This window comes from Streptomyces sp. NPDC058239 (assembly GCF_042882185.1).
Taxonomy (GTDB): domain Bacteria; phylum Actinomycetota; class Actinomycetes; order Streptomycetales; family Streptomycetaceae; genus Streptomyces.
In genome coordinates this window covers 82,317-96,096 of record NZ_JBHVWS010000028.1, presented here as the reverse complement: position 1 = coordinate 96,096, position 13,780 = coordinate 82,317, and the positions used below count along the sequence as shown (strand labels likewise).

The 13,780-nt window shown below is 70.2% G+C and carries 13 protein-coding genes and 1 tRNA gene; 4 read left to right on the top strand and 10 right to left on the bottom strand.

The window, feature by feature from the left end:
• Window positions 1-55: 55 nt before the first annotated feature.
• From ACFVYE_RS27140 to ACFVYE_RS27105, 8 genes are all read right to left on the bottom strand, one after another.
• Complete coding sequence (locus ACFVYE_RS27140) at window positions 56-1,705, bottom strand: long-chain fatty acid--CoA ligase (protein ID WP_383963988.1); 1,650 nt, start codon at window positions 1,703-1,705, stop codon at window positions 56-58.
• Between the two features lie 144 nt (window positions 1,706-1,849).
• The gene (locus ACFVYE_RS27135) at window positions 1,850-2,446 is read right to left on the bottom strand and encodes a SigE family RNA polymerase sigma factor (protein WP_383963874.1); all 597 of its coding nucleotides are present in this window, start codon (window positions 2,444-2,446) and stop codon (window positions 1,850-1,852) included.
• Between the two features lie 189 nt (window positions 2,447-2,635).
• On the bottom strand, window positions 2,636-3,802 hold the full coding sequence (locus ACFVYE_RS27130; protein ID WP_383963877.1) for a lipid-transfer protein: 1,167 nt from the start codon (window positions 3,800-3,802) through the stop codon (window positions 2,636-2,638).
• Window positions 3,799-4,194, bottom strand: a complete 396-nt coding sequence (locus tag ACFVYE_RS27125) for a MaoC family dehydratase (protein ID WP_383963879.1) — start codon at window positions 4,192-4,194, stop codon at window positions 3,799-3,801. Before ACFVYE_RS27125 ends, ACFVYE_RS27130 begins: the two co-directional genes overlap by 4 nt.
• A complete protein-coding gene (locus ACFVYE_RS27120; RefSeq protein WP_383963882.1) occupies window positions 4,191-5,225 on the bottom strand; it encodes an acyl-CoA dehydrogenase family protein in 1,035 nt (344 codons plus the stop codon). Before ACFVYE_RS27120 ends, ACFVYE_RS27125 begins: the two co-directional genes overlap by 4 nt.
• Window position 5,226: 1 nt before the next feature.
• Window positions 5,227-6,186: a bifunctional MaoC family dehydratase N-terminal/OB-fold nucleic acid binding domain-containing protein gene (locus ACFVYE_RS27115; protein WP_383963884.1), complete on the bottom strand. Its 960-nt coding sequence runs from the start codon at window positions 6,184-6,186 to the stop codon at window positions 5,227-5,229.
• Window positions 6,183-7,358 (bottom strand): acyl-CoA dehydrogenase family protein, encoded by a 1,176-nt coding sequence (locus tag ACFVYE_RS27110; protein ID WP_389607527.1) that lies wholly within the window; start codon window positions 7,356-7,358, stop codon window positions 6,183-6,185. The genes ACFVYE_RS27115 and ACFVYE_RS27110 overlap by 4 nt, the downstream gene beginning before the upstream one ends.
• A 212-nt stretch (window positions 7,359-7,570) precedes the next feature.
• Window positions 7,571-7,882, bottom strand: a complete 312-nt coding sequence (locus tag ACFVYE_RS27105; RefSeq protein WP_383963890.1) for a hypothetical protein — start codon at window positions 7,880-7,882, stop codon at window positions 7,571-7,573.
• Between the two features lie 327 nt (window positions 7,883-8,209).
• Here ACFVYE_RS27105 and ACFVYE_RS27100 point away from each other — a divergent pair, with 327 nt between their 5' ends.
• Window positions 8,210-9,070: a bifunctional DNA primase/polymerase gene (locus tag ACFVYE_RS27100; protein WP_383963893.1), complete on the top strand. Its 861-nt coding sequence runs from the start codon at window positions 8,210-8,212 to the stop codon at window positions 9,068-9,070.
• Window positions 9,071-9,185: 115 nt separating this feature from the next.
• Here the strand turns inward: ACFVYE_RS27100 and ACFVYE_RS27095 are convergent.
• Both ACFVYE_RS27095 and ACFVYE_RS27090 read right to left on the bottom strand, forming a co-directional pair.
• Window positions 9,186-9,272, bottom strand: a tRNA-Ser gene (locus tag ACFVYE_RS27095).
• 50 nt (window positions 9,273-9,322) lie between these two features.
• The gene (locus tag ACFVYE_RS27090; RefSeq protein ID WP_383963896.1) at window positions 9,323-10,843 is read right to left on the bottom strand and encodes a trypsin-like peptidase domain-containing protein; all 1,521 of its coding nucleotides are present in this window, start codon (window positions 10,841-10,843) and stop codon (window positions 9,323-9,325) included.
• Between the two features lie 241 nt (window positions 10,844-11,084).
• On the opposite strand from ACFVYE_RS27090, the gene ACFVYE_RS27085 reads away from it, so the two are divergent.
• The 3 genes from ACFVYE_RS27085 to ACFVYE_RS27075 all read left to right on the top strand — a co-directional run bounded on the left by ACFVYE_RS27085 (window position 11,085) and on the right by ACFVYE_RS27075 (window position 13,747).
• Complete coding sequence (locus ACFVYE_RS27085) at window positions 11,085-11,918, top strand: glycerophosphodiester phosphodiesterase (protein WP_383963899.1); 834 nt, start codon at window positions 11,085-11,087, stop codon at window positions 11,916-11,918.
• Between the two features lie 53 nt (window positions 11,919-11,971).
• On the top strand, window positions 11,972-12,577 hold the full coding sequence (locus ACFVYE_RS27080; RefSeq protein ID WP_383963902.1) for an ATP-binding protein: 606 nt from the start codon (window positions 11,972-11,974) through the stop codon (window positions 12,575-12,577).
• 204 nt (window positions 12,578-12,781) lie between these two features.
• Window positions 12,782-13,747 (top strand): DUF5926 family protein, encoded by a 966-nt coding sequence (locus tag ACFVYE_RS27075; RefSeq protein WP_383963905.1) that lies wholly within the window; start codon window positions 12,782-12,784, stop codon window positions 13,745-13,747.
• The last annotated feature ends 33 nt before the right edge of the window (window positions 13,748-13,780 follow it).

Here is a 13,780-nt window from a genome sequence, read left to right as displayed (position 1 = left end):
GAGGGCGGTACGGAGATCCCGTACCGCCCTCGTCGTGCTCCCCGACCGGGTCGGGTCAGAGCCGGGTGATGTCCAGCTCACCCTCCGCGTACTGCTTGCGGATCACCTTCTTGTCGAACTTGCCGACGCTCGTCTTCGGCACCGCCGGAATGATCGTCCAGCGCTCCGGCAGCTGCCATTTGGCGATGCCGGACTCGGCGAGGAAGTTCCTCAGCACCTCGTACTCGGTGGTGGCACCGTCCTTGAGGACGACGGTCGCGAGCGGACGCTCGCCCCACTTCTCGTCCGGGACGGCGACGACCGCCGCCTCGGCCACATCCGGGTGCGCCATGAGCGCGTTCTCCAGCTCGACGCTGGAGATCCATTCGCCGCCGGACTTGATGACGTCCTTGGCCCGGTCGGTGAGGGTGAGGAAGCCGTCCTCGCTGATCACGCCGACGTCACCGGTCTTCAGCCAGCCGTCCTCGCTGAACTTGTCCTCGGGGCGCAGGGCCTCGCCGTCCGCGCCCCCGTAATAGGCACCGGCGATCCAGGGGCCGCGCACCTCAAGCTCACCGGCCGACTCGTTGTCCCACGGCAGATGCTCGCCGCCGGGGCCGACCAGCCGCGCCTCTACGCCGGCCGGGAAGCGGCCCTGGGTGACGCGGTAGGGCCACTCCTGCTCCTCGGTCAGCCCGGCGGGCGGGTTGGCCATGGTGCCGAGCGGCGAGGTCTCCGTCATGCCCCAGGCGTGGCAGAGGCGGACGCCGAGCTTGTCGTACGCCTCCATGAGGGAGGGCGGACAGGCTGCGCCGCCGATGGTGACGCGGGCCATGGAGGTGAGATCGCGCGGGTTGGCGGTGACCTCGGCGAGCAGCCCCTGCCAGATGGTGGGGACGGCGGCGGCATGGGTCGGCTTCTCGCGCTCGATCATGTCGGCGAGCGGGGCGGGCTGCAGGAACCGGTCCGGCATGAGCATGTTGACGCCGGACATGAACGTGGCGTGCGGCAGACCCCATGCGTTCACATGGAACTGGGGGACGACCACCAGCGTGGTGTCCTTGTCGGTCAGGCCCATCGACTCGGACATGTTGACCTGCATGGAGTGCAGGTAGATGGAGCGGTGGGAGTAGACGACGCCCTTGGGGTCACCGGTGGTGCCGGAGGTGTAGCACATGGCGGCGGCCTGGCGTTCGTCGAGCTCGGGCCAGTCGTAGCTGGTCGGGCGGCCGGCGATCAGCTCCTCGTACTCGTGCACCCGGGGCGCCGCGCCGTCGAGGACGGAACGGTCTCCTGGCCCCGTGACGATCACATGCTCGATCGACGTGAGATGGGGGAGCAGAGGCGCGAGCAGCGGCAGCAGGGAGCCGTTGACGATGACGACCTTGTCGTCGGCGTGCTTGACGATCCAGATCAGCTGCTCGGCGGGGAGCCGGAGGTTGAGCGTGTGGAGGACCGCGCCCATCGAAGGGATCGCGAGATACGCCTCGACGTGCTCGGCGTTGTTCCACATGAGGGTGCTTATCCGCTGGTCGCCGTCGACACCGAGCTCGTCGCGCAGCGCGTTCGCGAGCTGCGTGGCCCGCCGGCCTGTCTCGGCAAAGCTGCGTCGCTGCGGCTCGGGCTCGCCGGTCCAGGTCGTGACCTGGGACTTCCCGTGAATGGTCATCCCGTGTTCGAGGATGCGGGTGACAGTCAGCGGTACGTCCTGCATGGTGCTCAGCACGGCGTCCTCCCGGTGGGCGCTACGCGGCAGTAGGGTTCCGCTGATTCTGCTCACATACCATGCGGTATGTCACTAGTCCCGGGAGTACGAATCGGTGTCGTTCGGCAAAATCAGGCCTCTCCGGCACGCTGCCGCCACCCGGGTTCACCGCACCGGAGCCAGCTCCGGGTCCTCCCTGAGCTTGCCGAGCGCCCGCGACACCGCGCTCTTCACCGTGCCGATGGACACCCCGAGCACCTCGGCCGTCTGGGCCTCGCTCAGGTCCTCGTAGTACCGCAGGACCACCATCGCCCGCTGCCGGTCCGGAAGCTTCAGCACGGCACGCCACATCGCGTCGTGGAGCGTCTGGCGCTCGGCGGGGTCGGGAGCCGGCGATGCCTCCTGCTCGGGCAGTTCGTCGCAGGCGAACTCGTCGACCTTGCGCTTGCGCCACTGCGAGGTCCGGGTGTTCAGCAGTGCCCGGCGGACATATCCGTCGAGCGCCCTGTGGTCCTCGATCCGTTCCCAGGCGACATACGTCTTGGTGAGCGCGGTCTGCAGCAGGTCCTCGGCATCGCTCGGGTTCGCGGTGAGCGAGCGCGCGGCACGCAGCAGTACGGGCCCCCGGGCCCGTACGAACGAGGAGAACGACGGATACGGGGCGTGCGGAGCCCGTGAGGCGTACGGAGTGCGCGCGGCGTACGGGACGTGTCCGATGGTGGCAGCTCCCCCGGAGGTGCCCGTGCAGACTGACGTGGTCATGGTTCCACGCTAGGAGCGGGCGCCGTCCCGGGGATCGGCCCCAGGTCCCGAAACCGCGTCCGCCTCAGGGTGTAGGGGTGGGGCCTGCTCCACCTCCTGTAGGTGGAGTCGTCGTCATCAGGGCTCAGGGTCGCCCCCGATGCCCTGCCCGGGCCCGGACGGCACCCCACTCGGGCAGCTGACCCGCACTCAGTCGTCCGCGCCCAGGATCAGTCCCGAGGTGGGCACGCCGGTACCTGCCGTGACCAGGGTCCTGGCCGCCCCGGACAGCTGGTTCACCGACGAGCCCCGGATCTGCCGGACCGCCTCCGCGATGCCGTTCATCCCGTGCAGATACGCCTCTCCCAGCTGGCCGCCGTGCGTGTTCAGAGGCAGCGCGTCGGCCGCGACGAAGTCGGCGGCCTCGCCCGGTGCGCAGAAGCCGAACTCCTCCAGCTGCATCAGGACGAACGGTGTGAAGTGGTCGTAGAGGATGCCCACATCGATGTCGGAGGGGGAGAGGCCGGAGTTCCGCCAGAGCTGCCGGGCGACCACCCCCATCTCCGGCAGGCCCGTCAGATCGTCGCGGTAGAAGCTGGTCATCTGCTCCTGCGCCCGCCCGGCCCCCTGGGCGGCGGCGACGATCACGGCGGGCGGTTGCGGCAGATCCCGGGCCCGCTCCACGCTGGTGACGACGATCGCCTGGCCGCCGTCGGTCTCCTGACAGCAGTCGAGCAGTCGCAGGGGTTCGACGATCCACCGCGATGCGGCATGGTCGGCCCGCGTGATCGGCTTCCCGTAGAAGTACGCCGCGGGGTTCCGGGCGGCATGGCGGCGGTCGGTGACCGCGACATGGCCGAAGACATCCGGCGTCAGCCCATAGGTGTGCAGATAACGCTGGGCGGCCATGGCGACCCAGGAGGCCGGCGTGAGCAGCCCGAAGGGGAGGTTCCAGCCGAGCGCCGCCCCCTCCGCGGTGGGCTCCCGCTGCTGCACCCCGGAACCGAACCTGCGTCCGGAGCGCTCGTTGAACGCGCGGTAACAGACCACGACGTCGGCCACTTTGCTCGCCACAGCCAGGGCCGCCTGCTGGACGGTGGCGCAGGCCGCCCCGCCCCCGTAGTGGACGCGGGAGAAGAACGACAGCTCCCCGATGCCGGCCGCCTGGGCGACGGTGATCTCGGGGCTGGTGTCCATGGTGAAGGTGACCAGTCCATCGACATCGTCAGGGGTCAGCCCGGCGTCGTCGAGGGCGGCCCGCACCGCCTCGACGGCCAGTTTGAGTTCGCTGCGCCCGGAGTCCTTGGAGAACTCGGTCGCCCCGATCCCCACGATCGCCGCCCTGCCGCCGAGCGAGTCGGCCCTGCGTACGCTCATGCCACCCCCTCCGGAACGCTGATGGTCACCGTGCCGGTGACATGCCTGCCGAGACCGTTGGCTCCGACGACCGACACCTCGGCCGTCCCGTCGTCGCCGAGGGCTGTGACCGTGCCGCTCAGGACCATGGTGTCCCCCGGATAGTTGGGCACGCCCAGCCTGATGGCGACCTTGCGGAGCACCGCCGACGGACCGAAGCGGTCGGTGACGTACCTGCCGACCAGGCCGTTGGTCGTCAGGATGTTCATGAAGATGTCCGGGGAGCCCTTCTCCCGGGCGAGTTCCGCGTCATGGTGCACGTCCTGGTAATCGCGGGAGGCGATGGCGCCCGCCACGATCAGCGTGCGGGTCACCGCGATCTCCAGCGGCGCCAGCTCCTCACCGACCTTCACTCCGGTCCCTCCTTCACCAACGACCGGCCGATCTCCTGCAGTACTTCGCTGCCGCATCCCAGATAGGCGTCGAGCTGACGGCCCCAGAGGAAGTGGCGGTGTACGGGATGGTCGAGGTCCGCGCCCGTTCCGCCGTGCAAATGCTGTCCGGCGTGCACCACCCGCTTTCCGGCCTCCGACGCCCACCAGGCGGCGGTCAGGGCCTGCGGTCCGTACGGCAGTCCCGTGTCGTACCGCCAGGCCGCCTCGTAGGCGGTGACGCGTATCGCCTCGGTGTCCATATGGGCGTCGGCGGCGCGCAGCAGCACCGCCTGCTTGGTGGAGAGCGGGCGCCCGAACTGCTCCCGCGTGTTCGTGTGGGCGACGGCCCTGGCCAGCGAACCGGCGCACACCCCGGCCTGCAACCCGGCGAACGCAGTCCGGCTCGTGGCCAGCACCGCCTCGTACGCCCCGGCGCCACCGAGCCGCTCCCCGGGCGCCCCGTCCAGGACGAGCCGCGCCGCCGACCACGGCGCCGTGGTCTCCACCGGCTCCGTCGCCGCACCCGGATCAGTGGTCCGTACGATCCACAGCCCCCGGTCCGAGTCTGCGACGAGAACGAGGCCCGCGTCACGCAGCCACGGCACGTACGGCATGCTGCCGCTCAGCCGCCCCTCGCCGTCCGCCCGTATCCCGCCGCGCGCCGGGAACGCCCCGGTGGCGACAACCGTGCCGTCCCGCAGCGGAGGCAGCAGTCGCTCCCGCTGTTCGTCCGTGCCGTGGCCGGCCACGGCGAGCAGCCCGTACACACAGCTCGCCGCGAACGGCACCTGCGCCGTCGTCCGGCCCTGCTCCTCCAGCAGGAGCACCAGGCCCAGCAGCCCGATCTCCTCCACGGCTGCGGTCAGTCCGGCCGCGCAGAGCTCCTTCCACAGCTCGGCGTCCGTCCCCGTGCCGGCTCCGGCCAGGCGCTCGTGCGTCGACAGATCCCCGAAGATCTGCGCCGCCAGCCCCAGTGCCGCGGTCTGCTCCTCGGTGGGTGCGAAGTCCATGTCAGCCCTCACCTCCCCGGAAGACCGGAAGCTCCAACTCCGGGTCCGTACGGAGGAATTCCAGCCGCACCGGCATTCCCGTCCGCACCTTGTCGTACGGCACGCCGACCACATTGCCGACCATCCGCACGCCCTCCGCCAGCTCTATCAGCGCCACCGCGTACGGCCCGCCCTCCGCGGAGGTGCTGAAGGCGGGGAAGGACGGGTGATGCATCACGACGTAGCTGAAGACGGTGCCCTCGCCGCTCGCCTCGACCGTGTCCCATTCCTGGCAGCCGCACCCGTTGCAGCCGGGCAGCCAGGGGAAACGCAGCGTCGCGCACTCGCCGCACCGCTGGATCAGCAGCCTGTGCTCGGCGACACCCTGCCAGAACCCGGCGTTGTCCCGGTTGATCACCGGCCTCGGGCGCAGGCTCCGGCCGCCGCGGGGCGCCGCACGCTTCACCGCTGCCGGTGTGTACTTGAGGATCCGGAAGCGGTGCGTCCCGGCGGGCTCCCCTTCCGCGCGGACGTCCATCCGCGTCGTCACGAAGTAGCCCGTCCCCAACTTGGTCGTCTTCCGCTCCGAGACCGACTCGATCACCGCGTCGAACGTGATCCGGTCACCGGGCCGCAGCGGCCGCAGATATTCCTGTTCGCAGTCGGTCGCGACCACCGAGGTGTACCCCGCGCCGTCGAGCAGGCCGAACAGGTCCTCGTACGCCTGGGAGCGGTCGGTGTGCCCCGAGAGGCCGCCCATCGTCCACGCCTGCAGCATCGTCGGCGGGGCGATTGCCTCCGGCCCCGTGTAGGCGGGGCCGGTGTCCCCCATCGCCTCGCACCAGTGCCTGATCATCGGCTCGTTGACGAGGTCCTTGCCGACACCCGCGGTCGCGGCGGCACGCCCCTCGAACTCCTTGAGCCGCCCGTACAACCGGTCCGACTCGCCCTGTTCTTCCCGCCCTTCCCGCGCGCCCGTCACCGCTTGCCCCTCTTCATTCCGAGCCGCATCGTCGCGACGATCTCCCGCTGCACCTCGCTCACTCCGCCCCCAAAGGTGTTGATCTGCGCCGCCCTGTTCATCCGCTCCAGCTCCCCGTCCCCGAAGGAGCCGGGCGAACCGCCCCGGATCGTCCCGGCCTCGCCCGTGATTTCCTGGCAGATCCGATACACCTCGACAGCGCTCTCGGTTCCCACGAACTTCACGCCGCTCGCCTCGCCCGGGGCCAGTGAACCCGCCCCGACTTCCCCCACCAGCCGCCAGTTGAGCAGGCGCGTCGCCGCCAGCCGGACGTACGCCTCGGCCAGCCGGGTCCGCACCCACGGCTCGTCCACCGGACGCCGTCCCGTCAGCGGGTCGGGGGTGCGAGCGAAGGTGAGTGCCGCCTCGTAGAAGTCCTCGGCCTGCATTCCGATGGCGGCGAGAGCCACCCGTTCATGGTTCAGCTGGTTGGTGATCAGCCCCCAGCCGCCGTTCTGCGCACCGACCAGATGAGTGGCGGGCACCCGTATCGCGTCGTAGTAGGTGGATGTCGTGGTCAGCCCGCCCACGGTCTCGATCGGCGTCCAGGCGAACCCCGGGGCGTCCGTCGGGACCAGAATGATCGAGATGCCCTGGTGCTTGGGTGCATCCGGGTCCGTGCGGCAGGCGAGCCAGATCCAGTCGGCGTTCTGCGCATTGCTGGTGAAGATCTTCTGCCCGTCGATCACCCAGGAGTCGCCGTCCCGCACGGCCCTGGTGCGCAGCGCGGCGAGGTCCGTACCGGCCTCCGGCTCGCTGTAGCCGATGGCGAAGACGACGTCACCGCTCAGGATCCTGGGCAGGAAGTACGCCTTCTGCTCCTCGGTCCCGTATTTCATCAGCGTCGGCCCGACGGTGTTGAGGGTGACCATAGAAACGGGCGCACCTGCCCGATAGGCCTCGTCGAAGAAGACGAACTGCTCGTCGGGGCCGCGGCCCCGGCCGCCGTATTCGACGGGCCAGCCGAGTCCTAGCATCCCGTCCGCGCCGATCCGGCGCAGCAGTCGGCGTTGCTCGGCCGGGTCCTCGGCCCCGGGCCCCTTCCTCGCGTCCCTCCCGGGCATCACCTTGCTGAAGTACGTACGGAGTTCGGCGCGCAGCTGTCGCTGACGCTCCGTCTGGGCGAGGTGCACTGCGGCTTCCTCCCGGACACGGGCGTACGAATCAGGGTCTCGGTTTCTGACTGTCCGTCAGATCTGTACTCGATGTCAAGGTCGCCGACGCCTCTGCGCGGCCACAGGGCAACGCGAAGCGGCCTGCACAAGGACACCGAAGTTCCTTTGCGCAGGCCGCTGTTCAACCAGCCGTGACCCGACCCCCCGACCGGCCCATGGCCGGTCCCGGGTCACCAGAGATTGGTGAAGTTCACCACGACGTTCTCGTTGTGCTGATGGATCGCCGTGAACGCCGATCCGTTCACCTGCGCGGAGTTGCTCTGGTTCGACGCTCCGGAGCCGACGGCCTGCTGCTGTGACGTGGACGAATTACCGGAGTTGTTGCCACCGACGCCGCTGCCGACGACCGTCGCAACGGCCGCGTTCGATCCGTCGTTCGCGAACGAGCCGCTGTCGGCCTGGGCAGCGCCGCTGAAGAGCACGGCGGCAAGGGGCAGAGCTGCAACAGCGGCGAGGGCACGAGCGGTACGGATGCTTGCCATGTCAATTCCTCCAGGAAGCGGAAGTACGGCTTGTCCCGAGGCAGTTGGCCGACCACCCCGGTGTTGGTCACGACGTCGCGAGACCAGAGTTGCCCACCGAATGCCCGGCGAACCACCCACGTGATCCGATTCCCCCGCAAGCATGAGGAATACCTGATAAACCCTCCCGCGCCCCCAAAGCGCCAGCTCACACCCCTCCTACGCCCCCTGCAACCCCCACCGGGGCACCCGATCCCGCACGCCCCAAGAGAAGAAGCGCTCCGGCACCCGACCCGTCGGTCCCCCACCCCCCTTCCCTTCTTCGAACACCTGTACGAAAATAGAACCATGGCCATCACCGCCCGGCAGACCGCCATCCTGGCCCTCGCCCACGCGCTCTCCGCCGCCGAGCGCGGGCTCCCCGTCATCCCGCTCTCCGCCGGTAAGCTCCCCGCCCTGCCGTCTCCGCACCGGAACGAAGACCGGCCGGTCACCTGCCGAGGCGCCTGCGGCCTTCCCGGACACGGCGTCCACGACGCCACCACCGACCCCGCCGCCGTACGCGCCCTCTTCGCCGCCGCCCCCTGGGCCACCGGCTACGGCATCGCCTGCGGCCGGCCCCCGCACCACCTCATCGGCATCGACCTGGACATCGACACCACCGGCGGCAACGACTCCGCCGTCTCCCTCCAGCAGCTGGCACTGCACCACCTGTTCACCATCCCGCCGACCGTCACGGTCCTCACCCCCAGCGGCGGCCGCCACATCTGGCTGACCGGCCCGCCCGGCGTCTGCGTACCGAACTCCGCGAGCCGGCTCGCCCCCGGAATCGACATCCGCGGCGCCGGCGGCTACCTGGTGGGCCCGGGCTCGGTCACCACCCATGGCACCTACCGGCTCGCCCCTGGCACCGCCGACCTCCCGCCGGCCCCGTGCCCCCGCGCACTCCTCCGCCTGCTCACGCCCCCCGCGCGCCCCCACCACCCCACGCCCCGGACCGACCGGGGCCGGGGACTGGTCCGGTTCGTCCTGGCAGCACGCGAGGGCCAGCGCAACACACGCCTCTTCTGGGCAGCCTGCCGCGCCTACGAACACGGCTTCGGCGACGCCCTGGCGGACGCCCTCACCCACGCCGCCGTCCGCACCGGCCTCACCGAACGCGAAGCCCGCGCCACCATCGCCTCGGCGGCCCGCCTCACCACGGGCTGACGGATCAGGGATCCTCCCCCGAATCGAGAAGGTCTCGCGAATCGCACGGGAAACGGAGAAGGGGCGCCCGGAAGCTCCGGGCACCCCTTCTCAACCGGCCTCATCGGCCGAGGTGCGGTGGGTGTGGGATTTGAACCCACGGTGACATCGCTGCCACGACGGTTTTCAAGACCGTTCCCTTAGGCCGCTCGGGCAACCCACCCCGCGCCCTCGGCCCATGGGCCGAGGTTGACGCGAGGACAGCCTAGCCGGTCAGCTGTCGCCCTTGCGCTCCCCCAGGGTGACTTCGGCCGTTGCCGTCTTGCCGTCGCGCTTGTAGGTCAGTGTCACCCGGTCGCCGGGCTTGTGGGTCCAGATCTCGCCGATCAGAGTCGGGCCGCTGTCGATCACGGTGTCGTTGAACTTCGTGATGACATCGCCCGCCCTGAGACCGGCCCTGTCGGCGGGGCCGTCCTTCGCCACGGCTGAAGTACCGCCCGTGCCCTGGTCGGGAATGGCGGCGCCGCCGGTCCTCTCGTCCATCGTGACCGTGGCGCCGATCACCGGGTAGACCGGCTGGCCGGTCTTGATCAGCTGCTGGGCGACGTTCGCCGCCTGGTTGATCGGGATTGCGAAGCCGAGGCCGATGGAGCCCGCCTGCGTCTGACCGACACTGCTGCCGGTCGACTGGATGGCCGAGTTGATGCCGATGACCGCGCCGCGCGCATCGAGCAGCGGGCCACCGGAGTTGCCCGGGTTGATCGAGGCGTCGGTCTGCAGGGCGCTCATGTACGAGTTGCTGCCACCGGCACCGTCGCCGGAGGCGACCGGGCGGTTCTTGGCGCTGATGATGCCCGTGGTCACCGTGTTGGACAGACCGAACGGGGCGCCGATCGCGATCGTCGAATCACCGACCGCGACCTGGTCCGAGTTGCCGAGGGTCAGCGGGGTGAGCCCCGACGGCGGGTTCTTCAGCTTCAGCACGGCGACGTCGTAGCCCTGCGCCCGGCCGACCACCTCGGCGTCGTACTTCTTGCCGTTGGAGAACGTCGCCGTGAGCTGGCCGTTGTCCGCAGCGGAGGCCACCACGTGGTTGTTCGTGAGGATGTGGCCTTCCTTGTCGTACACGAAGCCGGTGCCCGTGCCGCCCTCGCCGTCACCGCCCTGCGCATCGATGGTGACCACACTCGGCAGCGCCTTGGCGGCCACGCCCGCGACCGTGCCGGGTTCACGCTTGAGGTCCTGCGGGTTGGCCGACGCCGCGACCGTGGTCGAACCGTTGGAGCTGTCGTTCCGGTCGGCCGCCCAGTAGCCGAGGGCGCCGCCGATACCGCCCGCGATCAGCGCCGCCGCCGCCACCGCGGCCACCAGGCCGCCCATGCCCCGCTTGCGCGGGCCTTCGGGGGAGTCGAGCTGGGCCGGGGCGCCCCAGAGCGGACCGGCACCGCCGCCGTCCACGCCGTGGTGCGCGTATGCGGGGACGGCGGGAGGGGGTGGGGGCCAGTTGGCCGCGGCGGCCGACTGGAGCCCGGGGGGAGGCGTACCCGGCACGGAAGCCATCGGGGTGGTCGCGGCGGCCGGTTCCTCCGTCGGGGGGTACGGCTGCTGCGCCTGGGGCGACAGCTGCGCGGCGGCCGCGTCCGGCTTCTGCGGGTACGCCGGGGCGTCGGGCGTGGACGCGGGCGTGCTCTCAGGTGGCCCCTGAGGAGCATCGGCCGGCACTGGAGGTGCGGACGGAACGGACGGAACGGCCTCGGCCGCAGTGCCCTCGTTGCCCTCGTTCTCTGTGCTCACAGCTCTTTACTCCTCGGTTCCACATCATTTTCGGCAAGAGATCCGCTGTGTACGTGTCCCGGGACAGCTTTTCCCAAGGCACGTCAGGCCACTGTAAGCAGGACCTGTGCATCCGCACAGCAATCTTTACATCCGGCAAAACGGTCTCCCGGTACGAGGCACCCACAGCCGCGTCGCAAGGTGCGGACACCCGTGGCGCGAGCTGTACACAGCAGTCGCTTCTCGGTGACACCATGACGCAGTGACCCACGCACGGCAGCAATCCACGCACCATTCCATCCAGGTCATCGCCCACCGAGGCGCGTCCGACGACGCCCCCGAGCACACCCTGGCCGCATACCGGAAGGCAATCGAGGACGGCGCGGACGCGCTGGAGTGCGATGTGCGGCTCACCGCCGACGGCCACCTCGTCTGCGTACACGACCGCCGGGTGAATCGCACCTCCAACGGCCGCGGCGCCGTCTCCGCGCTGGAGCTCTCCGAGCTCGCCGCCCTCGACTTCGGCTCCTGGAAGGACCGCGGGGAGTCGGAGTCCCCGGACTGGGATCCGGTACCGGGGGAGCTCACCTCCGTGCTGACTCTGGAGCGACTGCTCGAACTGGTCGCCGAGACACGGGCAGCCGGGCGCCCGCTCCAGCTGGCCATCGAGACCAAGCACCCCACCCGCTGGGCGGGCCAGGTCGAGGAGCGGCTGCTGCATCTGCTGAAGCACTTCGAACTCGACGTCCCGCCGGCCGAAGGCCCTTCGCCGGTACGGATCATGAGCTTCTCGGCACGCTCCCTGCACCGCATCCAGGCCGCGTCCCCCAGCTTGCCCACCGTCTATCTGATGCAGTTCGTCTCGCCACGCCTGCGTGACGGACGACTGCCGGCCGGGGCACGGATCGCCGGCCCGGGGATGCGGATCGTACGCAGTCACCCCGGCTACATCGAGCGGCTGCACCGTGCGGGCCATCGCGCGCACGTCTGGACGGTCAACGAACCTGAGGACGTCGAGCTCTGCATCGATCTCGGCGTCGAGGCAATCATCACGAACCGCCCGAAACAGGTTCTGTCACAACTGGGACGCTCTTAACATCAGTTACACGGAGTACACCGGCGCATTCGAACCGTATTCGATCGTTACGAGTGCGTCACTGGCAGGCGATTGGCCGGTTTCCGGTCCAGTCCAGGAGGGCATCCACTCCGTGGCGTGGGGCAAAGGAGGTCTCGGGGGTGGCGTTGGTGGTGGCACAGGAAGTGCCCACGTCGTCGAGCATGGCCGTACCCCATGGCCCTGCGGGCGTGGGTCAGGCGCGGCACCGGATGCGCGAGCAATTGCGCAGCTACGGGGTGCCGGATTCGGTCGTCGACGATGCTGTATTGATCCTTTCCGAACTACTCAGCAATGCCTGTCGGCACGGCAGGCCGCTGGGGCGACACACAGATGTGGGTGACGGCGACATCCGCGCCGCATGGCGCGTGGACAGAACGGGCGGCCTGACCGTCGAAGTGACGGACGGAGGCGGTCCGACCCGACCGATTCCGGCCACACCGTCGGTGACGGCGCGCGGCGGCCGCGGGCTCAACATCATCAGCGCGCTCGCCGAGGAGTGGGGCGTACGCGACAGCTCGTCCGGCGAGGTCACCGTCTGGGTCCTCGTCAGCGAGGGGCACGGGCGGGTGTCCGGAGTCCAGGGTGTGTCGGGGCTCGACGGGCTGGGCTTCGCGGACGCCTTCGACGACATGGGCTGACGTTCCCGCACGGGTACGGATGTCTGCGGTGCCGACGGGGCGGTACGAGCGCCCGTACCGGCACACGTGTCGATGGACTGGCGTACGCGCGGGCGTTCCGCACTCCCGTACCGCCGGGCGCGCAGGCGGATGTGTCCCGGACGCGACACGGGCCGCTAGGCTCGCGGCCCAGACCGCACTGTCGCAATCGGGAGAAAGCCCACCATGGCCAAGAAGCGCCCTCAGACCAAGGCCGGGAAGCAGCAACTCAAGGACGGCGAGATCCCTGTGGTCGGGGCTCGCGAGCCCTGCCCGTGCGGTTCGGGCCGCCGCTACAAGGCGTGTCACGGCCGCGCCGCCGCCCACGCGGTGACCGAGCTCGTCCACCGCCCCTTCGAGGGCCTGGCCGGCGAGTGCGACTGGGTCGCCCTGCGTGAGCTGGTACCCGCGGCAACGGTCGAGCTGACGCTGAAGGGCGGGCTGCCCGAGGGTGTGCCCTCCGTGACTCTCGCGACCGTCCTGCCCATGGCGTGGCCGGCGCTCCGCCGCGACGACGGCTCGGTGCTGCTCGCCCTGCAGAACGACACCCCGTCCGGTGACCTCAGCCGTGACCTCGCGGACACACTGCAGCGGGCGCTGGCCGCCGAGCCCGGTTCGCCCGTGGCCGCCCGGCGCGCACCGGCCGACGGTCCGCGGCTGCAGGACGTACTCGACCCCGATGCGGCGTTCGAGCCCGTTGTCCACTCCGGCTTCGAGTTCTGGGTTCCGGACGCGGAGAACGCCACGCCCGAGGTGTCCGCATCCCTGGAGCGCGCGAACGAGGCGGCGATCCCGACGACCCTGCTCTCCGGCGTGGACGCCGCGTACTGGTGCGAGACCCCGGAGAAGAACCACCTGCGCTGGGTCATGCCGCACCCCGAGGAGCAGCTTCTCGACGCGCTCGCCCGGCTGCACGCCGCAGGCACCTCCTCGCTGGGCGAGGGGACGCGGCTGGTCGGCTCCTTCCGGGCGCACGGGCTGATGGTCCCGGTCTGGGATCTGCCGAGCGCAATGGGGGCCGCGGAGTGCGAGAAGCCCGCGACCGAGCTCGCGGAGCGGCTGACGGCGGCGCTCGCCTCGGACGCACCGCTCACCGCCGAGGAGCGGCGGGCCCGTGGCGGGCTCACCAACCGCCAAGTGACACTCAGCTGACAGTGACAACCCCCGGGTCCGTTCGGTGACGCA

What these genes read in the sequence shown, in the direction of transcription:
- ACFVYE_RS27135 (WP_383963874.1), bottom strand. Translation starts at nt 2,446, where the DNA reads ATGACCACGTCAGTCTGCACGGGCACCTCCGGGGGAGCTGCCACCATC.
- ACFVYE_RS27075 (WP_383963905.1), top strand. Translation starts at nt 12,782, where the DNA reads ATGGCCAAGAAGCGCCCTCAGACCAAGGCCGGGAAGCAGCAACTCAAG.
- ACFVYE_RS27130 (WP_383963877.1), bottom strand. Translation starts at nt 3,802, where the DNA reads ATGAGCGTACGCAGGGCCGACTCGCTCGGCGGCAGGGCGGCGATCGTG.
- ACFVYE_RS27100 (WP_383963893.1), top strand. Translation starts at nt 8,210, where the DNA reads ATGGCCATCACCGCCCGGCAGACCGCCATCCTGGCCCTCGCCCACGCG.
- ACFVYE_RS27105 (WP_383963890.1), bottom strand. Translation starts at nt 7,882, where the DNA reads ATGGCAAGCATCCGTACCGCTCGTGCCCTCGCCGCTGTTGCAGCTCTG.
- ACFVYE_RS27120 (WP_383963882.1), bottom strand. Translation starts at nt 5,225, where the DNA reads ATGGACTTCGCACCCACCGAGGAGCAGACCGCGGCACTGGGGCTGGCG.